Raw genomic sequence first — 24,384 nt, 5'->3', positions numbered from 1 at the left:
TTCATAACTCATGTCTGTCAACTTATTGCTCACTTAATCCATCGCCACAACTTTCGCAGCAGGCACCCCATGTTCCATGGCGCCTTTTTTTCTATTTCGCAGAAATAAAATAGGTATTACGCAGAGAATCGTGATCATTGCGGCGATAAGGAAATCGTCATCTACCGCCGAGATGAAAGCCTGCAGGGACAGATTGGAGCCGACGAGCGCCTGCGCCCTCATCGCGTCGAGTGATGATGTCCCACCGACAGACTGCTGAGCGAATTGCCTTAGGCCCAATAAAATATTTTGCGTCATCGGGGAAGATTTAGCGACCGATTCTCCGTAGATGGTCATGTGAAAATCCGTTCGCATCGTCAGGAGTGTTCCCATTATTGCGACACCAAAGCTGCCGCCGATCTGCCGCAGCACGTTGAAGAGCCCGGAAGCCTGCGCCATCCTCTCGCGGGAAATTTCTGAAAGCGCCAGTGTGCTCATCGGAGAGAAGATAAATCCCAGTCCGATTCCCCGCAGATAAAGTGACACCATGATGGACGATCTTTCGGAAAAAAGTGAGAGGTACTGATTGACAAAGAGACTGAGCGCCAGCATAATGATGCCGAATAAAGAAAGGATCTTCGGATTCATCTTGTCAGAAAGTCTTCCGGCAACGGGTCCACAGACCGCCATTATCAATCCTATCGGCAGAAACAGCGAGCCTGCCTGAAAAGCCGTGTAACCGAGCCCGTTCTGCAAATAGAGCGGAAGCAGAAATGTGCTGCCGAACATTCCCATTCCAAAAATAAATAGAACAAGATTTGCCATTCCGAAATTAAAGTTCTTCAATAGTGAAAGGTCGATAAGCGGATGACGAATGTTAGTTTCGACCGCTAAGAAGACAACGAGCCCTATAAGAGAGATTGCAAAGCATGAAAGAATAAACGGCGAAGTCCAGCCGCCCGTGTTCCAATCTGCATTGCCGTCGGACAAAGCTATCAGAAGCGCCGTGAGAAAGGCCGTAACCGAAAGAAATCCAACAAAGTCGAACGAGCGAGTCGTCTCCGTTTTGTATTCGCGTTGTATAACCATGGTCGCGAAAATTCCAACGATGCCGACCGGTACATTGATATCAAAAATCGAATGCCATGCGAAATTATCTATCAAGTAACCGCCGAGAGTCGGACCGAGCGAAACGGAAGCCGCGGCCGCAATCCCCCAAAATCCCAAAGCGAGTCCGCGTTTTTCAGGCGGAAATTCTCTTGTAACAATCGCCATTCCTACAGGCATGAGAAATCCTCCTCCCGCGCCTTGAACCACCCGGAAGAGGATGAGTGCCATCTCGTTCCATGATATGGAGCATAGAAGTGAGCCTAAAGTAAACAGGGCAAGTCCTAGGGTATAGGTCCGCTTGTATCCGAAATGGTCTGCGATCCATCCCGAGGTCGGAAGGACAACGGCAAACACGAGGAGGTACGCCGTGGCAACCCATTTCACCGTGTCGATCCCGACACCGAACGTCGCCATTATTTTGGCGAGCGATACGTCGACGATCGTGGAATCGAGAACGACCATGAAGGTTCCCATCATCACGTTGAAGAGGACCCACCACTTATATGATGGATGTTCGTGATGAGGAATACCAAGTCCTGCGGAAAGGGACGAGACATTTCTATTTGCAATTTTCTTATTCTTGTTCATACTAGCATCTCATGTTGGTTCTTCAGGTTCATCAATGTTTAATCGGCCGGCACAATCTTCTCTCCGCCTCGATTTGAGTGTCTCTTTCGGCGGAGAAAAAATATCGGCACGAGACAGGCTATCGTGATACCGCCAGCAACGAGAAAATCGTCATTAACTGCCGATACAAAAGCCTGCTGCATTATGTGGTTGACAATTAAAGCCTTGCCGCGAACGTCACATTGATACATTGAACCCCCAACGACGTGCTGCGAGAAATGTTCAAGATTGTACATGGTATTCTTGAAAGCCGGAGAATATTCGCATACAGAATTGGCGTACGACGCGCTGTGAAAAATAACCCTGCGGGTGAGCAAAGCCCCGAAAATTGCCACTCCGAAGCTTCCACCAACCTGACGAATGACATTAAACAGGCCGGATGCCTGTGCCATTTTATGTTTCGGAACGTTTGTGAGCGCCAACGTGCTGAGCGGAGTGAACATCATTCCCATCGCAAATCCTCTCAAGTACAGAGGGAGCATAATTTGCGCATGCATTGAAAAGAGAGAGAGGAAATAATTCAGATACAGACTTATGCCGAGAAGAATGATCCCGATTGTTGCAGGGATTCTTGCGTCGACCCTATCGGAGAGAAAGCCCGCCACCGGAGCCATCATTCCCTGAAGTATCCCGACTGGTAGAAACACGAGACCCGCTTGAAATGGAGTGTAGTTCAAGGAATTCTGGAGATAAAGCGGCATGAGGAACGTGCTTCCGAACATTCCAAGTCCGAAAATAAACAGAATTATGTTTGTAATCCCAAAATTAAAGTCTTTTAGAAGCCTCAATTCTATAAGCGGATGCTTTATGGTGAATTCAACGAGCAAAAAAACCAAGAGGCCGATTCCCGATAAAACGAAACATGTCAGGATGAAGGTCGATGTCCATCCTCCGGTGTTCCATGATGCATTTCCGTCTGCCAATGCGAGTAAAAGAAAGGTCAGGAAAACCGCCATGGATACGAATCCCAGGAAATCAAAGCTCCGGGTGTGTTCGGTTTTATATTCCCGCTGGATGACCATGGTCGCAAAAACTCCAACCATCCCGACGGGAACATTCACGTAAAAAATCTCGTGCCATGAAAAATTGTCGATCAGGTACCCGCCGATGAGAGGACCGAATGAGACCGAGGCCGCGGCGGCAATTCCCCAGAATCCGAGAGCTATTCCGCGTCTTTCCGGTGGAAACTCGCGGGTCACGATTGCCATGCCCACCGGCATCAAAAAGCCCGCCCCTGCACCCTGAATAATGCGGAACATTATGAGGGCGTTCTCATTCCACGCTATTCCGCATAATAATGAGCCCGTCGTAAAAAGGGTTAACGCGAGAAGATATGTCCGCTTATATCCGAAATGGTCAGCCACCCATCCGGACGTCGGGAGCATGACCGCCAGAACGAGCAGGTATGCGGTCGCGACCCATTCGATCTTGTCGACTGTCACTCCGAATGCAGCCATGAGCGTTGGAAGGCCGACGTTTACTATGGACGCGTCGAGGACAGCCATGAAAGTCCCGATCATTACGTTTGACAACACCAGCCACTTGTAAAAGCTGTGGGTATGATGGAGCACTGACGTCTGACCGATCTGCGATGAATCGCTGAGTGCGAGTGTCATTGTATTTCTTCGCTTTTATGAGTTTACACCAACCCGAGGAACACGAGGCGGAAAGTGTAACTATTTTATTTTCACCGAAACCTCTACCGACATTCCAGGTCTTAATATCGGTTTGGAGCCGTCTTGCGCCGGAGCATCTTCAATTGAAATTTTTATTGGGACGCGCTGGGTGACTTTCGTGAAATTTCCGGATGCGTTGTTCGGTGGAATAAGAGAAAACTCAGATGCCGTATAAGTCCCAATTTCGAAAACTTTGCCATAAAATTTGACGCCGGGATAAGTATCGACATCGATTTCAACGGGATCATTCAAATGGATGTGACCCAGTTTTGTTTCCTCAAGATTTGCCGTCACCCAAATGTTTTTCAGATCATACATCGTAAATATCGGTTGGCCCGGCTGGATGACGTCTCCGCTGAGAACCCATCTCTTTGCGACCACGCCATCCATAGGAGCGGCTATCACGGTATTTGCGAGCTGCGATTGTATAACTCCAATCTGTGCTTTTGCCGTCGTGATCTTAGTGAGATCTATGTTGTACTGGGCACGGGTCGCTTCCAGGGCTTTCTGCGCGTGATCGTATTGCTCCTTCGTCACGATCCCGCTCTTATATTGAACTTCGGCGCGATCGAAATCGTCCTGCGCACGATTGATGCTGACTTGATCAAGCGGCAGGCTCTGTTGAGCAAGCTCAAGTCCGGCTTTCGCGGATACCTCCTGGGCGCGCAGATCGCTCTCGTCAAGCCTCACGAGAACCTGGCCTGCTTGTACTGTATCTCCCTCGTCCGTTCCAAGATATGTAATCCTGCCGAGCATCTTCGAGCTGATCGCGACATTGTTTGCATCGACATATGCATCGTCGGTAGAAACATAGTCCTGCATATTCATGTACAAATACAACCCGGCGACAGCAACTATCGTCAGGACCACGAGGATCGGAATTATGACTTTCTTTCTTTTGAACAGAGGAACATCCTCGATGTCTTCGTCTCCGCCATTCTCCGGTGCTCTGTAATTTTGAGGAGGTTGTCCCGAGGGGATTCCCCCTTGGCGAGGTTGGTTGACGCCTTTGTAATTTTTTTCTTCTGCTTCCATATATGTAGACCTTTTATTTTCTTTTTCTGATTCCGTTAAGAATGATTTCGACTATTTCTTTCGTCGCCTGCTCGATGAGACGATAAGTCTCGTCGTCTGGGTCGCGTTGAAGCTTATGAAGGTACCAGCTTCGCGGCCCGTAGAGCATTTGCATGATCGCTTCGGCAGATTGCTGAGGGTTCGGGGTTCCCAATTCACCGTTCTTCTTTCCGAGCTGGAGAATTTCCTGTAGAACCTTGACCTCCTGCATTTGAAACTCCTTGAAGAGTTCAATCGAGCACGCCCTCATTTCTCCATTCTGCTGCGTGATCAGGGCGCGCAGGTTAGCCAGGTTCCGGAAATGCTCAATTCGCCTTGCGGCATAGCGGCGAAGCATATCGCTCGAGGAGACTTTCTTCTCGATCATCAGATTGATGTCGTTGAAAAACTGGTTCTTCTCCTGTTTGACAACTTCTTCGAAAAGTTTCTCTTTTGTGGGGAAGTAGTAGTAAAGCGATGCTTTTCCCATGCCGACATCGGCGGCGATCTCATCCATCGTAACCTTTGAAAATCCGTAATATGCGAACCTTTTTCTGGCTGCGTCGAGTATAACCGCTTGTTTTTCGCTCGATAGCTGTTCTGGCATTTTTATTCGTCCTTAAAACTGTTCGACTGTTTAAGTAATCTAGTCGAAAGATATAACATCAGCGGCCAAGAGTCAAGTTCCCGCCTCGTCTCATTGAATCCATTAACCGCTCCGTGGGAATTGCACACGGGTCTAATGAATTTTTTTTCATTTTTATTTAATTGCGGTTTCACCGGGGGAAAATCATATTTGTTCCATAAACGTGGACTGGACAACGTTAGTAAAATCACAGCAGGATCACGGGATGGAAATTGTCCATGACAAATTCATTCAGGTTTTATATCTTGTTGGTAGTATGAGATGACACAAAGAGAGTAGATTCGAACGTTTTCGATTGACCGAGCAATACATTGAATTAAACTTTCGACCCCGCTTTTGAATCTGAATCAATAACCACTAATGAGGCTTTAAATTGGACATTACTGCTCTTAACGAGAAAATCAAACTAGAAAGCGCTTTCGTAGATTTGTTGATGAACGAAATCGGCAAAATCATAGTCGGACAAAAAGCGATGGCGGAAAGATTGGTCATCGGCCTTTTGAGCAACGGTCACGTTTTGTTGGAAGGCGTTCCCGGGCTGGCTAAGACCCTGGCGATAAAGACTCTTTCAGCGGCGACGAAGGCGAAGTTTCAGCGAATACAATTCACACCGGATTTACTCCCCGCAGATCTCATCGGCACTCAGATTTATAATCAGAAGGACGGGAATTTTCTGATTCGCAAGGGACCGATTTTCTCCAACTTCATTCTCGCTGATGAAATAAATCGGGCCCCCGCAAAAGTGCAAAGCGCACTTCTGGAGGCGATGCAGGAGAGGCAGGTTACCATCGGGGAGCAAACGTTTAAGCTCGATGAACCCTTTCTCGTGTTGGCGACCCAGAATCCTATCGAGCAGGAAGGAACATATCCGCTGCCGGAGGCTCAGGTCGATAGATTCATGTTGAAAGTAAAAATAACTTATCCCACCCGAGACGAAGAACTGAAGATCATGCGGCAGAATGTCAATATGGTCAACGGCGCGGTGCAGCAGGTTGTCACACCGAAGGATATTCTCAAGGCGAGAGAACTTGTCCGCGAAGTCTATATCGACGAAAAGGTGGAAAAGTACATTCTTGATATAGTCCAGGCAACGCGCTTCCCCAAAGATTTTCACCTGGACAAGCTGGCCGACCTCGTCAGTTACGGCGCATCGCCGAGAGCGTCGATCAATTTGGCATTGGGTGCGAAAGCGATGGCATTCATAAGAAGAAGAGGGTACGTTATCCCTGAAGACGTGCGCGCGATTTGCTTCGATGTTCTTCGCCACCGCATCGCCGTGAGTTACGAAGCCGAAGCGGAAGAGTTGACCGCTGAAGATGTAATCAGAGAAATTTTGAACAAAGTGGAAGTTCCGTAAAGATGATTCTAAATTTTGAATTTGAGAATTCAAAATTTAGAATTTGGAATTAACTTCAGTGCTTACCAAAGAGCTTTTAAAGCAAGTCAGGCAAATAGAAATCCGAACCAAGGGCCTGGTCAATCAAGTTTTCTCCGGTGAATACCATTCGGTTTTCAAGGGGAGAGGAATGGAATTTTCGGAGGTAAGGGAATACCAGTTCGGCGACGATATCAGGAACATTGACTGGAATGTCACTGCAAGATTTGGCCGCCCATTTGTAAAAATATTCGAAGAGGAGCGCGAGCTCACTGTTATTCTTATGGTGGACTTGAGCGGGTCGCTGATCTTCGGCTCGGTGGACAAAACGAAACAGCAAATAGCGGCAGAGATCAGCGCGATCCTGGCATTCTCCGCACTGAAGAATAACGACAAGGTTGGACTGATTTTATTCACCGACAAGATCGAAAAGTTCGTTCCTCCGAGGAAGGGCGATAAGCACGTCCTCAGGATTATCCGGGAAGTCTTGTCATTCGAACCGGAAGGAAAATCGACGAATCTCAAAGCTGCGTTGGAGTACATGAACAACGCGATAAAGAGACGAAGTATCGTGTTTCTCCTTTCGGATTTCATGGATTCCGATTACGAAAAGATTTTGAGGATCGTAGGAAAGAAGCACGACCTCATCGGAATGGTCTTGATCGACAGGAGAGAAGACGAGATTCCGGATATGGGACTGGTGAAATTCACCGACGCGGAGACCGGTAATGAAAGATGGGTCGATACCGGAGACAGGCGAACCAGATTTTTATTCAGGAAAATGAGAGAAAGGGACAGAGAAAATCTGCAATCATTATTTCTATCGAGCCGTCTCGACAGCATCGAAATCGAAACGGGACAAAATTACATAAAGCCTCTCGTCCAATTTTTTAAAATGAGAGAGAGAAGATGGTAGGAAGCAGAGGCCGGAGGTCAAAATTCAGAAACGAAATGTACGGCACCCGGGTCCAGGTTAAATCGGAAGTTCTTTTCCGCTTGCTTCTTGCTTCTTGTTTCATGCCGCTATTCGGCGCAAGTACGTCCCTTTCTCAGGAGATAACTGCGAAAGCTTCGACCGACAAGACACAATACCTTGTCGGCGATTACATCAATTACACGATTGTCGTTAGTTGCGGCAAAGATTTCAAAATCTATCCGCCGTCATTTGTCCCCGACAGTTTGAAAAGTGTCACGCTGATAGAAAAAGAAAAACCGGACGAAGAGGAAGAAAATGGAATAGTAAACGTGGCTTTCAAATACGTTCTCTCCGGGTACGATTCAACCGGAGTGCTCATTCCATCGATTGCTGTGCCGTATCAAACCTCCAGTGATTCAACGACACATTTTGCCTACACAAATCCCGTCAGCTTCACGATTCAGACTCTGAAAGTCAATCCTCAGGGTGAGATAAAGGATGTTAACCCCCCGATAAAAATTCTCCTCAATTGGAAACTGGTCTTGTTCTGGGTTCTCGCTGCCCTGTTCTTTGTCGGAATCTTTCTGTATTCATATCTCGTGCATCGAATGCGGAAGACGAAATCACCGCTTGAGAAGGAAATCGAAAGGCTTCCGTCCCATGTCGTTGCTCTGAATGCATTGCGTGAGTTAGAAAAACGGCAGCTCTGGCAGAAGGGCAAGATCATGGAATATCATTCCGAAATCACGGAGATCATAAGGAGATATTTTGAGGAGAGATTCAACATGCCTGCGATGGAGCTTCCGACTTCCGAGACAATTGAAGTACTTGGCCGGAATCGGGAGACGGGACCCATACTCAGTACGACCTATGATTTCCTTTCCAACGCGGATCTGGTAAAATTTGCGAAGTTCACCCCGCTCAATTCTATAAACGAAGAAATGATGAAGCAGGCAAATGAAATTGTGAACAAGACCATTCCGGTGGCGCAGGCCGGACAAGATAGTCCGGTCGACCCAAAGCAAGAAACCGAAGGGATCCGTTTGACCGATGCTGGGTGATGTGACGTTTGCGTATCCGTGGCTTCTTCTTCTCCTCGCCATCATTCCCGCGATGATACTTTGGTATTGGAAAGTCGGCAGCGCGAAACAGCCCTCGGTGACTTATTCCTCATTGAGGGTGTTTAATCGAGTTCCGTCTTCGTGGAAGGAAAAATTTCGTCACGCACCGATAGTCCTGAGGTCGGTGGCGGTAGCGCTCTTGATTATTGCGCTTGCAAGGCCGCAAAGTTTTTCATCAGGCCGGAACGTAATGACCGAGGGAATCGATATCGTCATTGCGCTTGACATCTCGGGAAGCATGATCTCGGAGGATTTCAAACCCAACCGTGTCGAAGCCGCTAAAGCCGTTGCTGAAAAATTTATCGACGGTCGGCCTAACGACAGGATCGGCTTGGTCGTCTTTTCTCGCGACGCGTTTACCCAGTGTCCTATAACGATCGACCATCGGGTACTCGAAAATCTCCTTCAGAAAATTGAACCGGGAATGATCCAGGACGGCACGGCAATCGGGAATGGATTGGCCGATGCTGTGGGGAGGTTGAAAGACGGTAAAGCAAAAAGCAAAGTGATCATACTCTTGACGGACGGCGCAAACAATGCGGGTGAAATAGACCCGCTGACCGCGGCCGAAATTGCGAAGACTTATGGAATTCGTGTTTACACCGTCTGCATCGGGACCGGTGCCGAGGCTCCCTATCCGATCCAGACCCCCTATGGAGTTCGCTACCAAATGATCGCGTTCCCGATTGACGAGAATCTTTTGAAAAATATTGCGGACATTACCGGCGGGCAGGCTTTCGTCGCATCGAACAACAGAGCACTGGAGGAAATTTATGAAAAGATCGACCAGCTTGAAAAGTCGAGAATAGAAGTCACGTCTTACCGAAATGCCGCCGAACTTTTTTCGGGCTGGCTGAATGCCGGACTGATTTTACTTTTGCTTGAACTCGGTCTGTCGAATACGGTTCTGAAAACAATTCCATGATACGTCAAACTCAAAATCTAAAGCGACACCATTTGCGGGCCCTTTTCATTTCGACGTTTGGCTTTTTATTTTTGACTTGAGTCTATGTTTCGATTCGCAAACCCAGAATATTTATACGGACTATACTCGCTGCCGCTTATTATTTTTGCCTTTTGGTACTTGACGCGGAACAAATACAGGCTGCTGGACAAATTCGCGGACAAAAAACTGCAGCCGATCCTTCTTCCGGTCTTCAGCAAAGTCAAAGAAATCACCCGGTTCGGCTTGATCATTCTCGCAATTGCGTTCTTGATCCTCGCTGCTGCCGACCCGCAAGTCGGAACCAAGATCGAAAATGTTAAAGAGACCGGTATCGACATTTATATTCTCCTCGACGTTTCGCTGAGCATGCAGGCGCAGGACATCAAGCCGAGCAGATTGGAAAAAGCGAAGCTGGAGATTTCGAATCTCATACAAAAGCTTGAAGGTGACAGGATCGGTCTGATCGTTTTTGCGGGGGAGCCGTTCATTCAGTTTCCGCTGACCTCCGACTATTCCGCGGCAAATTTGTTTCTTTCCGCTGCCGACGTCAACACGGTGCCCGATCAGGGAACGGCAATCGCTGCCGCAATAAATTTGGCAACTAAATCGTTTGACCATTCGTCTAAAACCGAAAGAGTTGCTGTCATCTTTACGGACGGCGAAGATCATGAAGGGAATCTTCAGGATGCCATCGACGAGGCAAAGAGAGAAAATATTACTATTTATACGATAGGACTTGGATCTCCTAACGGCGTCCCGATTCCGGTTTACAACGGTCAAGGCCAGCAAACCGGTTTCAAGGCGGACATCAATGGAAATATAGTTCTGACGAAGTTGGACGAGGCTGCATTGAAAGATATTGCCGACGGCACCGGCGGACAATATTTGAGGGGCGCCAATGACAGAGATGAGCTCGATCTCATCTATCAAAATTTGTCGAAGATAAAAAAGACGGAGTTCGGAGAGAAAAAAATTACTGACTACGAGGACAGGTTTTATTATTTTTTATCGCCGGCGCTTATTTTATTACTGATGGAGTTTTTCATGGTGGAAAGAAAATCTCGTATTTTTGGTGTCTTGAGTAAGAAACTGGGGCTGGAGTAATGAAAAAGTGAATGAATCGATGAAATATTTTCTGGTTCTGGCAATCATGCTTATTTACGGAGACTTGTTTGCCCAGAGCACGCGGTCTTCAGTGAACAAGGGAGTCGATCTGTATCATGGCGGCAAATACATCGATTCCGAAGTTGAGTTTAAAAAGGGTTTGGAAAAATCTCCGGAGAATTTTCAGGCGAACTTCGACCTCGGTGATTCATACTACAAGGAAGGAAAATACGACGAGGCGATGAAATCATACGGCGCTGCGCTGTCAAAAGCGGGCACGAACGATTTAAAGGCAAGAGTCTACCACAATATGGGCAATGCGCTCCTGAAAGATCAAAAGATCAAGGAGAGCGTCGGTGCCTACATTGAATCACTAAAGCTGAATCCGAACGATGAACCTACTAAATACAATCTTTCCTATGCACTCGATTTACTGAAAAATCAAAACCAACAGAACAAAAACAACAAGAATAACCAGGATCAGAATAAAAACGATCAGAACAAAGAACAGAACAAGAACAATCAGGATCAACAGAACAAGAACGACAGGAAAAATCAACAACAAAATCAGCAGGCGCAGCAGCCACCGCCAAAGATCTCGAAAGATCAGGCAGAGTCGATTTTCAATGCATTAAACAATGACGAGAAAAATCTCCAGAAACAGCTAAGGAAAATGAAAGGACAGCCGGTCAAGACGGACAAAGACTGGTGAATGAAAAACAGGACGCCGGAAGCGAGCGGTTTTGCTTTCTCGCCTCCTGCTTCTGAGCTCCTGACGCATTATGAAGTCAATAGTAAAAATATTAGCGGCGTTGTCTTTTGTATCGTCTGTGGTATCAGCTCAGACCTTTACCGCATCGGTCGACAACTCGACCGTCGGTGTGGACAACCAGTTCCAGGTATCGTTTACGTTTTCCGGGAAGGACGTAAATGGAATTAAGAGTTTCAACCCTCCGGACTTCAACGGCTTCATGGTTCTCTCCGGCCCGAACCAATCGACGAGCATGTCGATCATAAACGGCGCCGTCTCGGCTTCCGCAACATATTCATACTACCTGCGGGCAAGAAACACGGGCAAATTCACGATCGGACCCGCTGAGATAAACTACGGTGGAAAGACCTTCACTACCCAGCTGCTTGAAGTTACCGTCATAAGGGGACAAGCCAAGCAGTCTGCAAGCTCAACGGGAAACAATGCGACAAGAGATATTGGAGACAACCTTTTCATTCTCGCTACCGTAGATAAACAAAAGGTCTACATGGGTGAGCAAGTGACGGTGACATATAAGTTGTTTACGCGATTAAGCATCGCCTCGCAGTTGCAGGTGTCGAAACTTCCCTCTTACGAAGGATTCTGGGTCGAAGAGATAAATGTACCAAACACGATTTCGTTCGCAACGCAAATGTACGACGGGAAACAGTATAGAGTCGGTCTCCTGAAGAAAGTTGCCCTGTTTCCAAATCAGCTCGGCGAACTTTCTGTCACGCCGCTTGTTTTGGATGTCCCGGTTCAGGTTCAATCGAAACAAAGAGGCGGCGGAGACATCTTCGACCAGTTTTTCAATGACCCCTTTTTCAATAGCGTCCAGACGGTTAATTACACCGCGAGGTCCAACACGGTGAAGCTGCACGTGATCGCTCTCCCATCGGAGAACATCCCCAGGTCATTTAACGGAGCGGTTGGCGACTATTCGCTTTCTTCTCAGATCAATCCGACAGATGTGAAAACGAACGAACCGCTCACTCTGAAAATCAATTTAAGCGGACAGGGAAACATTCAGCTCTTAAACATGCCCGAAGTCGAGCTGCCTCCAGGATTTGATAAATATGAGCCCAAAACGTCCGAGCAAATTGACAGAACGGGAACGGTCTCCGGCTCGAAAAGTTTTGAATACCTGATAGTTCCGCGGGTTGCCGGTTTGAAGAAGATCTCCCCGATTCAGTTTTCTTATTTCAGTCCGGCAAAAAGATCTTATGTCACTCTTTCAACTCCGGCTTACTCGATCAATGTAGAGGAAGGATCCGGTACGAATAGCACAGAAATAGCCGGATATACAAAGGAGGAAATAAAACTTTTAGGTCAGGACATCAGATATATTAAAACTTCCGACGATGATTTGAGAAAGGCGAGCGAAATTCAATTATTCGGATTCGGCTTTTGGACTGCCACGGTTGTACCTCTTTTTGTACTTGGCGGACTGGTAACCTGGAAGAGGAAGCAAGATAGACTTTCGGGAAATGTCCAGCTTGTTCGTTATCGCCGCGCGGAGAAGATTGCGCGCAAGCGTTTCAAGACTGCGAGTGTATTGATGGAATCCAACAATCAAGCCGGATTCTACGCCGAGATCTCGCAAGCTCTTTTCGGCTATCTCGAAGACAAGCTCCATATTCCCAAATCTGAAATCTCGCTGGAGAGGGCGGTCGGCGAGCTTCAGAGAAGAAACATCGACGCCCAGCTAATTGTCAATCTGAAAGACTGCATAGAAAAATGTGAGTTCGCCAGGTTCGCTCCCGGAGGCGATGGCAAAGCCGCGATGAACGACATGTACAATGAATTGACCCGGGTCATAATCGGGATAGAAAAATTTATGTCCGTGAGGAAACATGTTTGATAAAATAAAATTTCTTTCGGCGACCGCATTTCTTCTTTTCCTGATTTCTGATTTCGTTTTTGCCTCGGAGGCGGACGATTTGATGAAGCAGGGAAATCAGTTCTACCAGAACAAGCAATATGAACAAGCGGTCGAAGCATATCAGAATGTCATCAACATGGGCTATGTCGGTACTTCGTTATATTACAACCTCGGCAACTCTTATTACCGTGAGGGAAAAATAGGCTACGCGATTTTGTTTTACGAGAAAGCCCTGGAGATTTCACCCGGCGATGACGATGTACTGCATAATCTTGCAATTGCAAATACTAAAACGGTGGATAAGATCGACACATTGCCGAAGTTCTTTTTGTTTCAATGGTGGGAAAGTATTCTTGCCTTGTTCCCGGAATCAGGCTGGACTTTTGCGGTTTATCTTTTTTACCTCCTTCTTCTGGTTTCCATCGGTCTGTATTTTTTTGCGAGGGGTTTGAACCTCCAGAAATATTCCGTCTATTCCGGTTTGATATCGGCGTTGTTTCTGATAATTACTGCGGCACTCTGGATTGTCTCGGCGAACAGAGCGCTCACGGTTAAGAATGCCGTCGTGCTTGAACCGACCACCGTGGTGAAGCTGGCGCCGGATTCCACGAGCAATGACGCATTCGTGATCCATGAAGGATTGAAAGTGAGAGAATTGGATCGAGTTGAAAGCTGGGTCAAAATAAGACTGCAGGACGGCAAAGAAGGATGGATCCAACAAAACGAGATAGGGATGATCTAGCTTAAGGACCGCGTAAGGCTAGAGGAGGCAATTTCAGTTTTTGTTTTCAGCTCCACCTTTTTATTATCACCATCGATAGATCGTCACTGCGCGGCGCCTCTCCAACAAAGCGTTCCACGTTTTCCAGGATTCTCTCGCCGACTCTGTCAGGGGAAATTCCGGCAGACTTACCGATTATCGATCTCAATCGCTGATCTCCGAAGAACTCATCCCTCTCATTGCGGGCTTCCGTGACACCGTCCGAGTAAGCAACCAGCAAATCGCCCGGGTTCATTTCGATTTTCTGCTCTTCGAATTTTGAGGTCTTGAGCAATCCGAGAGCGGGTGCACCGCGAGAGAGTTCTTCCAGGTTGCTCCCGCGCAGCACGAGCGGCGGCAAGTGGCCGGCATTCAGCAGGCGCACGCTACCGGAATTTTCTGCGAGCTCGATGTAAACCAGCGTTGCAAACTTGTTCGGCAGGCTGTCGCGGCAGAATATTGTATTTATTCTTTCTCCGAGTTCGGACAGAGATTCATAGTCTGGCGCAATCGCGCGCAGCGTCGATTGAAGCTTTGACATAAGGAGAGCGGCACCCAGTCCTTTTCCTGCTACGTCGCCGAGTGCAAGTCCGAGACGATTGCCGTCAAGATTTACGTAATCCACGAGATCACCGCCGACATCGTTAGCAGGTCTCGTGAAAAGCCAGATCGACCATCCTGAGAGAGTAGGGTTCTCCTCGGGAAGCAGCGCCTTCTGGACGGTCCGGCCGATTCGTAGTTCATCGTGGGCAAGAAGCTTGTCTTTCAATTCAAGCATCAAGACCAAAAGGAGAAGAAAGTAACTGATGATATTATTGTGAATAGAGATGTGAAAATTTTTATCTGAAATACTCGCGTCATTGAACAAAAAGAAGGCGATACTTAACAGAAGGAGGAATCTTCTCGCGGGAGTGAGTTTGAGGATCAGATTTTTTAACAGGTACCACGATGCATGGACAAACCGTTTGAACCGCGTTTCGGATTTGAGCCTCTCCTGAGTCTCGCCGTCGATATAGAAACTGTAGAGTTCTTTGAAATCGCGGCGCAAGGATTCAAGTATGTTGCCTTCCGTGAAATCGCTTACGATCGTCTTCCTGAGAACGTGATCCCTATCGGTCCGTTTGTTTTTGTCGGTCATTTTGTCATGGTTTGTGTTTATGAAAGACAACGATTTATAAGGCGAGTTGTTTCAGCACTCCATCGTGATCCGATGAAAGTTACTTCTTTTAGCGGAGTTTATCCAATACATTCAGCATACCGAAAACCTCTTTATTTGAGCGCCCCCGGATTCTAAAAATTATTTTCTTCCCAGTATTTCCTTAATCGTCATTGAATACTGGTGCAGACTCTCTTCGCAATTCCCCGCAAAACTTGACCCATGCATGATGGCGAGTGTCGCCGGTTCTAGATCGGCAAGAGAATTTAATTGTCGTTCGGTATTTACCGTATAAGGGATATAATTCGCGAATGGTCCCGATTCAATATTGAGGAGATGCTTCTTTGCCTCTCCTACAATGTCGGATCCGGTTAGAGCAGCAGGATTTCCGAACTGGTGGAACAGGTCGGAACAAAACAACGTCCTGTTTGTTTCTTCAAACAGCAGTCCGGCATCCCAGCCATGAGGGAGGTGCGGAGTAGATTGAAAACGGAATTTGTATTTTCCCGTTGGCAGCGCTTCGTTGTGTGTCATGCCGCGCACAGGGTGAGATGCAAAGTCTCTCATGTTCACATTTGCGCCGACAAGACTGCAGAATGCATTGGACGAAGGAGCGATTTCAAACCAATTGTTCAGCGAGCCGCATTCGTCAGGCTCGAAATGGCTGAACCCGATCCAACGAAGCTTCGTCGGGTCGATCAGCTTGCTTATGCCTTCCCGCACTTCCGCGAATAAATATTTTTGTCCCGTGTGCCATAGAAGCGGTTCTTCGTCTCTGACAAGAAATTGATTCATCTGTATGTTTCCGTCGGACAGAAACGTCGAGACACGAAAAACATCCGGAGCAATTTCGGTTATGGTGGTCATTGTTGTTGTCCTCTTTCTCTTTTCAACAAGCCCATGACAGGTGAAGATTCCACTTATGCAAAGTGGTACCGAGAAATTTTGAAACTGTGGATACTGTTACTACCGTCTGCCTAAGCAAAAGGAGATAAGATTGGCGTCAGATTTTTCTGAAGAGGGCGGTTCCCCAGGAGTCGGGGATCGATACAGGCTTTTCGGGCTTATCCGACAAGAACAGATTGAGAGCTTTTGAACATCCCCAATCCGATTCCGGACTATTGTAATCGTGAACAAAGATGAACCCGCCTTTGTGGGTGCGCGGATAAAAGAAATCTAATGCAGCAAGGGTCGGCTCATATTTGTCGAAGTCAACCATCACGAATGAAAATTTTTCGTTTTCCAATCCGGTTGCAGTTTCAGGGAAATAGCCTTTTCGAACCACGATATTGGTGGTGTCCCCAATGTAATCCAAAACGCTCTCAACAGACGTATCTTTAAATCTGTCATCTGACGCTGCGCTGGGATCGCGAGTGTCGAATCCCCGGAAAGTGTCGAAAAGAAAAAGTTGTCGCTCGGGAAATACCTTGTGGAGGAATTTACTCAGGACTCCTTTGTAGACTCCGCACTCGGCAATGGAGCCGGGGATATTATCAGTATTTATTTTTTCCAATGACAGGAAAATTGTCCCGTATCGTACGGGATCGCCGGAGGCGACGAGTCCGGCCTTTTGGTCCTGCGACAGGTAGGGTACGAGAAACCAGTCAAAAACGTTCACCGGCATATTTGATCCTTCTTGATAGCGAGGCCTCCGAATATTACTTTTTATATCGGAACTTTTTCACGAAAAAATATCTTTCTTACACTGTCGCGAGCCGGTTCGGAACGCTCCGGCATATTCAATGAAAAAACTTTTCTGGAGGTAATCATGAGTTTTCTTAAAATCAGCCACATTGCCATTGCCGTTGAAAATTTGGAAGTGGCAAAAAAAGCGTTCGAAACCCTTGTGGGGAACGAAGTTCAATTGATCGAGGAGGTACCCGACCAAAAAGTGCGCGTGGGAATGATTCCGATAGGCGAATCAAAGATCGAGCTCGCCGGTCCTACCGATCCATCATCCACGATCTCCAAATTTATACAAAAGCGCGGGGAGGGAATTCACCACATCTGCTTTGAGGTCAAGGATATCAGGTCGGAGCTCTCTCGTCTGAAGGCGGCAGGATTTCAACTCATCGACGAACAGCCTCGTTTGGGAGCGGATGGACATCTGATTGCGTTTATACATCCGAGGACGACAGGCGGAGTCCTCGTGGAATTGAGCGAGAAGAAGAAATAGGTCGACGGACAGGAAAGGTAATGTTTAAGAGTTGCGCGGAAAGAATTAAAAAATGTTTTCCCCGGTGCTCGATCGTTAGCAGCTAATGGCCATTTATAATGATATAGAAATCCAGGATGTCGGATTCCAGTTGAAGGAAAAGCTCAACAATCTGCCGAGGTTTCCAGGCGTGTACCAGTTCAAGAACGCCGAAGGTAAAATCATATACGTCGGGAAAGCGAAGATCCTGAGGAACCGCGTTCGTTCTTATTTCCAGAAGGGCCATGATCACGACCCGAAGACGAAGGTGATGGTTTCGAAAATTGCCGACCTCGAAGTGATCGTGACAGACACAGAAATGGAGGCTCTGATACTTGAGAATACACTCATAAAAAAGATCAAGCCTCGCTACAACATCGACCTCAGAGATGACAAGAGCTATCCGTACATCATCGTGACGAACGAACCGTTCCCGAGAGTTTACGTCACCAGAAAAATCAAGCAGGATGGATCACGTTATTACGGACCATACACCGACGTTAAGACGATGCGCTATGCGCTGAAATCCGTCCGCGACATTTTTCAGATCAGAAGCTGCAGGCTTCCTCTCACCGTCGAGAACATCTCGAACAAAAAGTGGAAAATATGCCTCGACTATCATATAGGCAAGTGCGGCGGTCCTTGCGAGGGACTGGTGTCGCTGCAAGAATACAACGGGATGATTTCTCAGGTGGAGAAACTCCTTCGAGGGAAGACGCGTGACCTCGTCCGCCAGCTCACCGATGAGATGTCGATACATTCCGAAAGACTTGAATTTGAGAAAGCCGGGCTGGCAAAGAAGAAAATCGACGCAATAAAAGTCTATTCGGAAAAGCAGAAAATCGTTTCGCTTGAGCTGATCGAGCGAGACATTATTGCTGCGGTGAGTGAAGGGGACGATGGATGCGGTGTGATCTTCAAAGTGCGTGATGGAAAGCTTATCGGAAAACAGCACTTCTATCTTTCAAATGTTGCCGAGCGCTCCGAATCGGAAATGATACAGACTTTGATCGAGAGATATTATGTCAACGCCGATTATATCCCGCCTGAGATTTACCTCTCAGCCGAGCCGGTCGAAGTGGAGTTCATCGAAGACATCGCCAGATCGAAGCGCGGCAGTGACGTAAAGATTGTGGTTCCGGCGGACGGCGAGGATTTGAAACTCATCAAGATGTGTCGTGCAAATGCGAAGTTCATGCTTGACGAATTGAAAATCCAGAAAGAAAAAGGGAAGGAGACTGTCCCGCACACCCTTCAGGCTCTGCAGAGAGACCTGCATCTTCCGGCACCGCCGAGACGGATCGAATGTTTCGACAACTCGAATATACAAGGAAGCGACCCGGTGGCATCCATGGTAGTATTCGTCGATGGGAAACCGCGAAAGAGTGATTACAGAAAATTTAAGATCAGAACCGTAGTCGGTCCCGACGATTTTGCGAGTATGGAAGAGGTAATTGAAAGAAGATACACGCGCGTCATGAACGAAGGCGGACAGTCTCCCGATCTCGTCGTCGTCGACGGAGGAAAAGGACAACTCTCATCGGCGGTTGAAATCTTGCGGCAGATCGGTCTTGAGAATCAGCCGATAATCGGCCTCGCAAAGCGACTTGAAGAGGTGTTCGTCCCCGGCGAGAGCGAATCCATCTTGCTTCCACGGACATCTTCTGCACTGAAACTCCTTCAGCATATCCGCGATGAAGCGCACAGGTTCGCCATAACTTTTCACAGGTCGCTGCGTGAAAAGAGGGTTATCTCGACTCAACTTACCGGTATCGAAGGAATCGGAGAGACGAGAGCGACGAAATTGCTGCGTCAATTCGGCTCCGTGAAAGGAGTTCAGGACGCCTCCCTCGAAGATATTGCAAAAGTTGTCGGCATGAAAGCAGCAGAGAGCATACAATCATATTTCAGGTTGAAAGGAGAAGATGTCAAGAAGTGAAGCGAAATCTTTTTTCTTCATTTTACCGTTTGTCCTTTTCCATCTTGCTTCTCGTTGGCTGCTTCTTTTTCGGCTGCAGCAGACTTCCAGTAATTTATGATCTCAGCGGAATGAGCTGCTCGTTTCTGAATCAAGACAGCGTACATGTTTCTTTCCCGTCGAAGTACAGTGGAAGAATTGTAGTTATGTCCTTTATCTACACACACTGCCCCGACATCTGTCCGTTAACCACAAACAACATGCAGCATCTTCAGGATACACTCTCGGCAGCCGGACTAAGGAACGTTCGGTTTGTTACGTTGACATTTGATCCAAATAGAGATACACCGCAAGTTCTAAAAGAATACGCGAAAATTCGCGGAATAAATCCCAAGGACTGGGATTTCTTGAGCGGGCCCAAAGCAAACACGGATTCGGTTTTATACTCGATGGACATCAGGTATTTCCCCGGTGACTCATCATATACAGGAGGTGTGGGACTCGTTTACTACATCACGCACACGGACAAGTGCGTATTAATTGATCAGGAGGGAAGAGTACGCGGAACATACGGCGGAAGTCAGCTTGACTTCGGACAAATTGTAAAGGACATAAAATCACTGGAGTAGAAAATGGATACACGAAGCAGGATACAGAGAACACGAAGAACAATTCCCTTGTTGATTTTCGGGTTGCTGTGGCTCGCGGCCTCCGGCTTTCAGCATCCCGCCTCCGCTGTCAAAGTTGAAGACGCCTACGTCCGGCCGGTCGCCAAAGGAATGACAAGTGCGGGATATTTCAGAATTTCAAACTCATCGGATATTCCGGATACGTTGTACGACGTCAAAGCAGACTTCGCGGAGATGGCACAACTTCATGAGTCATACAGGGAAAACGGGTTGGTAGGAATGAGGCGGGTAGAATTTGTCGTCGTGCCGGCAGACTCCAGCATCGAGTTTGAACCCGGTGGATACCACATTATGCTTATGAGCGTAAAGGAAAATCTGAAAATCGGAATGAAATTGAGATTTAAACTTTTTTTCAAACAAAACGGAACTGTGGAAGTCGATGCAGTAGTAAAAGAATAGATATCAAATCAAAAAGGAAGGTTAAATGGAAGACCTAAGTTATCCGATAGGCAAGTTCATACCAGAGCAGGAATTAACCGAAGTGAAACGACGTCAGCTTGTCGACGATATCGCCGCGGTCCCGGCGGCTCTTCGAGCGGCGGTGAGCGGACTTACAAAGATGCAGCTCGATACACCGTATCGTCCGGGAGGATGGACTGTTAGGCAGGTGGTTCATCATGTTCCGGACAGCCACATGAACGCGTATATCAGGTTCAGGCTTGCATTGACTGAAAACGAGCCTATGATAAAACCGTACGAACAGCAATTATGGGCCGAACTGCCGGACGCAAGGACGGCTGATATTGAGATGTCTCTTAACCTTTTAGAGAGCCTGCATCAAAGATGGGTACTGCTTCTCCGCTCCATGAAACCGGAAGACTTCAATCGAAAATTTGTCCATCCTGAAAGCGGAGTGAGCATTCTTGACAAGACACTTCAGATGTACGCATGGCACGGCAAACACCATGTGGCACATATAACTTCTCTGAAGAAAAGAATGGGGTGGTAGGCAGCTATACGATTCTTTCCAACGGCACCTGGAACAATCTTATGTGATCGTCCGGTCGTGGTATTTCTTTGTTTGCTCCATTGATTTCGTGAACGAGCTTTTCGAGCGAGGCTTCCTCTTCAAAAGCAATCATGAACACTGCGTTTGTCCCGGGATAACTGCGTGTATCGAGGTGCGGATCTGTGCCATGACCCTTCCCTTTTACATGTTCCCAGCGCGTGTAGTAATCGATTCCCGCGGTTTCGAGCAATTTCATTACTCGTGGTGAAACAACTTCATTGCAGACTAAAAATGCAATTTTCATGGTACCTCCGTTGCTAAGAGATATGATCGCCGTGAGTGCAAAGGCACAGACTTAATTTTGTTTTCATTAATTCTTTTTGCGAAACCTGCCCACGAATCCAAACAATTTCTTCTTTCCAACGTCGTCGAGGATTGAATAAACAACTGGTACAACGAACAGCGTCAGCAACGTCGATGTGATTAATCCGCCGATGACTGCCTGTCCCATCGGCGCCCGGAACTCGCTTCCTTCACTAACGGCAAACGCTACAGGTACCATTCCGAAGATCATGGCAAATGTTGTCATGAGAATCGGCCGAAGCCTTGTCGCGCCTGCGTTGACCAGTGCCTCGGTTCTTTCCTGTCCGCGATCGCGCAGAACGTTGGTGTAATCGACAAGCAGGATTCCATTCTTTGTTACCAGTCCCATCAGCATGATGACACCGATAAGCGACATCATCGATACCGAGCTTCCGAAGACGAGAAGTCCAAGAGTTGCGCCGATGAGTGACATCGGAAGTGCGAGCATGATCGCGAAGGGATAAATGAAGCTTTCAAACTGCGCTGCAAGAACGATGTAGACGAACACGATTGAAAGAGCGAGCACAAGGAAGATGTTCGCGAAAGATTCAGCTTGCATTTGTCCCTGCCCGACGACTCCGACGTTATATCCGGGAGGCATGTCGAGACGGCTGGTTCGTTTCTGAATGTCTCCAAGAACTTCTCCAAGCAAACGACCTGACATATTTGCGTCGATACGAATTTCGCGCTGGCGGTCGAATCGGTTGATTTGTGATGGACCGGAACTTTGCCGTATGTCTGCAACATAACTCACGGGAACGAGCAAGTTCTCTCCATTTCCCATATTCTTGTTGCTCTTTACTGTCAGGTTGTTGACATTTTCAAAGGAAGTCCGGTCTTCCTTTCGAAGCTGAACACGTACATCGAATTGCTCATCACCCTCCTGATACTTCGTCGCCACGTATCCATCGACGAGTGCCCGTGCCGTCGTTGCGATTTGTGCCACATTAACGCCGAGGTCGGATGCCTTTTCGCGGTCGATGCGGATTCGAATTTCAGGCTTGGTTGTCTCTAGGCTGTTTTCTATGTCGACAGCTCCGTGGGTCGACCTGACGATGTTCTCTACGCGGTTAGCCACGGCATTCAATGTTGTCATATCATCTCCGCGGACGCTCATGATGACGGGCTTCTGGTTTCCGCCGGGACCACTTTGAGCACCGAGTGATAGGTTTGCGCCTGGGATTGTGCTCAGTTCGCTCCTAAGATCATTCATTATCCTGGCAATTCCTCGCCTGCGTTGATTCTTCTTGACCAGCTTCACGAGAATGTTTCCGCTGGTTACCGGGTCGTTGCCGGCACCGATCGTCGTAAGCATGTTTATTACTTCGGGCTGCTGCCGCAGAACGCCTTCAACCTTTTCACATATGTCGCTTGTCTGCTGGAGAGAACTGCCGGGAGCTGAGTGAATAGTGATGTTGAATTCACTCTCATCAGTTTCCGGAAAGAATGACGTGCCGAGGAAACCCATGACAAAGAAACTCAAAATGAAAACCGCCAATGAACCGCACACCACCGTCTTACGATGGCTGAGGCACCATCTAATTGCCTTCCTGTATTTTTCACTGAGAATCTGGAAAAAGTGGTTGAAGTAGAAGAGGCCTTTTCGAATTATCGAACCTTCTTTTGTCAGTCTCTCATCCGCTTCGCTGAGCCATCGTGAAGAAAGCATCGGTGTCAGCGTGAACGCAACGAACAGCGAGACCAGGACCGCAACGGAAACGGTGATTCCAAATTGATAGAAGAAACGTCCGACCAGTCCCGGTGTGAACGCGATCGGGATGAACACTGCCACGATCGTGAATGTCGTGGCCATGACTGCGAGTCCGATTTCGGACGTCGCGGCTTTTGCAGCCTCAATAGGAGTTTCACCGTGCTGCATGTGGCGGAATATATTCTCGATGACGACTATTGCGTCGTCTATGAGAAGCCCCACCGCAAGCGAGAGGGCGAGCAGCGAAACCATGTTCAGCGTAAAGTTGAGCGCATACATGATGATGAAACTCGCGATGATGGAGGTCGGAAGTGCGATGGCGCTTATGATTGTCGAACGGAAATTTGCCAGGAAGAGGTACACGACAATAACCGCAAGCAGGCCACCGTAAAGAATATCGAACAACACATCGTTTACTTCCTCGACGATGAACGTACTGTTGTCGCGCGCCACGGTGATTTGTATGTCGGGCGGGATCTCCTTTTGCAGGCTGGCAAGTTGCTTCTGTATGGCTTCCGCCACGCGGACGGTGTTGCTTCCGGATTGTCTTATGATGCTTAAACCAACTGCTATCTTTCCATTCACCCGCGTCAAGCTGGTTTGCTCTTTTACGCCGTCAATGACCTCAGCCACATCCGACAGGTGCACGGCTTTTCCATTTGGTGTGGAAACGATGACCTTGTTGAAGTCGTCGACACTTGTGTACTTGCCCATTGTTCTGAGAAGAAGCTGGCGCGGTCCCTGTGTCAAATTACCGGCAGGTACTTCCATGTTGGACGAGGCGACTGCCTGGATGACATCCTGGATCGACAGATTATAGGCACGAAGCTTCGACGCATCGGCCTCGGTTTGAATTTCTCTTTCGGCTCCTCCGACAAGGTCAACGCGTCCTACTCCCGGAACATTCTCAAGACGCTTTTTGATGATGTTCTTCGTGAAAGTCGTAATTTCTTTTTGTGACCTGGCTCCCGAGACCGTCAGAGTGAACATCGGTGTGCTTGCTGGATCGATGCGCTGAATGACCGGGTCTTCGAGATCGGTCGGCAGGTCTGCGCGGATCGCCGCAATTTTTTCCCGAACATCCTGTGCCGCCTGTTTCCCTTCGACTTCTAGCTTGAATTGTACGATGACAAAGGAGACGCCTTCGCGCGAGATAGAGGTGATGTGGTCAATGCCGCCTATTGTGTTGACGGCGTCTTCTATTTTCTTTGTTACATCCGATTCCATCTGCTCCGGGCCCGCTCCGGGAAGAACGCTCGTCACTGTCACATAAGGGAAATCGATGTCGGGGAACTGGTCTATGTTCAGTTTGATGAATGAAAACAATCCAAGCACGATGAGGGCGAGTATCATCATCGTGGCAAATACGGGTCGTTCTATAGATGTATCGGCAAGTTTCATAATTACCTATTTGTTTTTAACCGCAGAAATCTCCAGGATCAAAATGGGAATCGTAAT

22 protein-coding genes are annotated in these 24,384 nt (G+C 47.8%); 13 read left to right on the top strand and 9 right to left on the bottom strand.

What is annotated here, in order from left to right; translation table 11 throughout:
- Positions 1–33: 33 nt before the first annotated feature.
- The 4 genes from VLX91_14365 to VLX91_14350 are packed head-to-tail and all read right to left on the bottom strand — an operon-like array spanning position 34 to position 5,052.
- Entirely contained in the window at positions 34–1,677 is a 1,644-nt protein-coding gene (locus VLX91_14365; GenBank protein ID HUI31391.1) for a DHA2 family efflux MFS transporter permease subunit, read from the bottom strand.
- A 38-nt stretch (positions 1,678–1,715) separates the two neighbouring features.
- Positions 1,716–3,332 carry a DHA2 family efflux MFS transporter permease subunit gene (locus VLX91_14360; protein HUI31390.1) on the bottom strand — a complete coding sequence of 539 codons (1,617 nt, stop codon included), beginning with the start codon at positions 3,330–3,332 and terminating at the stop codon, positions 1,716–1,718.
- Between the two features lie 60 nt (positions 3,333–3,392).
- Positions 3,393–4,427, bottom strand: a complete 1,035-nt coding sequence (locus tag VLX91_14355) for an HlyD family secretion protein (GenBank protein HUI31389.1) — start codon at positions 4,425–4,427, stop codon at positions 3,393–3,395.
- 13 nt (positions 4,428–4,440) lie between these two features.
- On the bottom strand, positions 4,441–5,052 hold the full coding sequence (locus VLX91_14350; protein ID HUI31388.1) for a TetR/AcrR family transcriptional regulator: 612 nt from the start codon (positions 5,050–5,052) through the stop codon (positions 4,441–4,443).
- Positions 5,053–5,464: 412 nt separating this feature from the next.
- On the opposite strand from VLX91_14350, the gene VLX91_14345 reads away from it, so the two are divergent.
- From VLX91_14345 to VLX91_14310, 8 genes are all read left to right on the top strand, one after another.
- A complete protein-coding gene (locus VLX91_14345; GenBank protein ID HUI31387.1) occupies positions 5,465–6,448 on the top strand; it encodes an AAA family ATPase in 984 nt (327 codons plus the stop codon).
- A 169-nt stretch (positions 6,449–6,617) separates the two neighbouring features.
- Positions 6,618–7,382 carry a DUF58 domain-containing protein gene (locus tag VLX91_14340; protein HUI31386.1) on the top strand — a complete coding sequence of 255 codons (765 nt, stop codon included), beginning with the start codon at positions 6,618–6,620 and terminating at the stop codon, positions 7,380–7,382.
- Positions 7,376–8,443, top strand: a complete 1,068-nt coding sequence (locus tag VLX91_14335; GenBank protein ID HUI31385.1) for a hypothetical protein — start codon at positions 7,376–7,378, stop codon at positions 8,441–8,443. Before VLX91_14340 ends, VLX91_14335 begins: the two co-directional genes overlap by 7 nt.
- Positions 8,433–9,428 carry a VWA domain-containing protein gene (locus VLX91_14330; protein ID HUI31384.1) on the top strand — a complete coding sequence of 332 codons (996 nt, stop codon included), beginning with the start codon at positions 8,433–8,435 and terminating at the stop codon, positions 9,426–9,428. The genes VLX91_14335 and VLX91_14330 overlap by 11 nt, the downstream gene beginning before the upstream one ends.
- 84 nt (positions 9,429–9,512) lie before the next feature.
- Complete coding sequence (locus VLX91_14325) at positions 9,513–10,553, top strand: VWA domain-containing protein (GenBank protein HUI31383.1); 1,041 nt, start codon at positions 9,513–9,515, stop codon at positions 10,551–10,553.
- A gap of 19 nt (positions 10,554–10,572) precedes the next feature.
- Complete coding sequence (locus VLX91_14320) at positions 10,573–11,265, top strand: tetratricopeptide repeat protein (protein ID HUI31382.1); 693 nt, start codon at positions 10,573–10,575, stop codon at positions 11,263–11,265.
- A gap of 70 nt (positions 11,266–11,335) precedes the next feature.
- Positions 11,336–13,165, top strand: a complete 1,830-nt coding sequence (locus VLX91_14315; protein HUI31381.1) for a BatD family protein — start codon at positions 11,336–11,338, stop codon at positions 13,163–13,165.
- Entirely contained in the window at positions 13,158–13,928 is a 771-nt protein-coding gene (locus VLX91_14310; protein ID HUI31380.1) for a tetratricopeptide repeat protein, read from the top strand. Before VLX91_14315 ends, VLX91_14310 begins: the two co-directional genes overlap by 8 nt.
- Positions 13,929–13,974: 46 nt before the next feature.
- Here the strand turns inward: VLX91_14310 and VLX91_14305 are convergent, their stop codons facing one another.
- From VLX91_14305 to VLX91_14295, 3 genes are all read right to left on the bottom strand, one after another.
- Positions 13,975–15,084 carry a PP2C family protein-serine/threonine phosphatase gene (locus tag VLX91_14305; GenBank protein ID HUI31379.1) on the bottom strand — a complete coding sequence of 370 codons (1,110 nt, stop codon included), beginning with the start codon at positions 15,082–15,084 and terminating at the stop codon, positions 13,975–13,977.
- A 159-nt stretch (positions 15,085–15,243) separates the two neighbouring features.
- Positions 15,244–15,969: a hypothetical protein gene (locus VLX91_14300; protein HUI31378.1), complete on the bottom strand. Its 726-nt coding sequence runs from the start codon at positions 15,967–15,969 to the stop codon at positions 15,244–15,246.
- 136 nt (positions 15,970–16,105) lie between these two features.
- The gene (locus tag VLX91_14295) at positions 16,106–16,726 is read right to left on the bottom strand and encodes a TylF/MycF/NovP-related O-methyltransferase (GenBank protein ID HUI31377.1); all 621 of its coding nucleotides are present in this window, start codon (positions 16,724–16,726) and stop codon (positions 16,106–16,108) included.
- A gap of 144 nt (positions 16,727–16,870) precedes the next feature.
- Between VLX91_14295 and mce the strand changes: the two genes are divergently transcribed.
- From mce to bstA, 5 genes are all read left to right on the top strand, one after another.
- Positions 16,871–17,278: a methylmalonyl-CoA epimerase gene (mce, locus tag VLX91_14290; protein ID HUI31376.1), complete on the top strand. Its 408-nt coding sequence runs from the start codon at positions 16,871–16,873 to the stop codon at positions 17,276–17,278.
- An 85-nt stretch (positions 17,279–17,363) separates the two neighbouring features.
- Positions 17,364–19,235 (top strand): excinuclease ABC subunit UvrC, encoded by a 1,872-nt coding sequence (uvrC, locus tag VLX91_14285; GenBank protein ID HUI31375.1) that lies wholly within the window; start codon positions 17,364–17,366, stop codon positions 19,233–19,235.
- Complete coding sequence (locus VLX91_14280; protein HUI31374.1) at positions 19,232–19,843, top strand: SCO family protein; 612 nt, start codon at positions 19,232–19,234, stop codon at positions 19,841–19,843. Before uvrC ends, VLX91_14280 begins: the two co-directional genes overlap by 4 nt.
- A 3-nt stretch (positions 19,844–19,846) precedes the next feature.
- Positions 19,847–20,302: a copper chaperone PCu(A)C gene (locus VLX91_14275; GenBank protein HUI31373.1), complete on the top strand. Its 456-nt coding sequence runs from the start codon at positions 19,847–19,849 to the stop codon at positions 20,300–20,302.
- A 25-nt stretch (positions 20,303–20,327) separates the two neighbouring features.
- Positions 20,328–20,852: a bacillithiol transferase BstA gene (gene bstA, locus VLX91_14270; protein ID HUI31372.1), complete on the top strand. Its 525-nt coding sequence runs from the start codon at positions 20,328–20,330 to the stop codon at positions 20,850–20,852.
- A gap of 4 nt (positions 20,853–20,856) precedes the next feature.
- On the opposite strand, the gene VLX91_14265 is transcribed toward bstA, so the two are convergent.
- Positions 20,857–21,156, bottom strand: a complete 300-nt coding sequence (locus tag VLX91_14265) for a hypothetical protein (GenBank protein HUI31371.1) — start codon at positions 21,154–21,156, stop codon at positions 20,857–20,859.
- 66 nt (positions 21,157–21,222) lie between these two features.
- Positions 21,223–24,327, bottom strand: a complete 3,105-nt coding sequence (locus VLX91_14260; protein ID HUI31370.1) for an efflux RND transporter permease subunit — start codon at positions 24,325–24,327, stop codon at positions 21,223–21,225.
- Between the last annotated feature and the right edge of the window lie 57 nt (positions 24,328–24,384).

This window comes from Candidatus Acidiferrales bacterium, from assembly GCA_035515795.1.
GTDB lineage: Bacteria > Bacteroidota > Ignavibacteria > Kryptoniales > JAKASW01 > JAKASW01.
The sequence above is the reverse complement of the archived record's forward strand: the minus strand, read 5'-3'. Positions and strand labels throughout refer to the sequence as shown.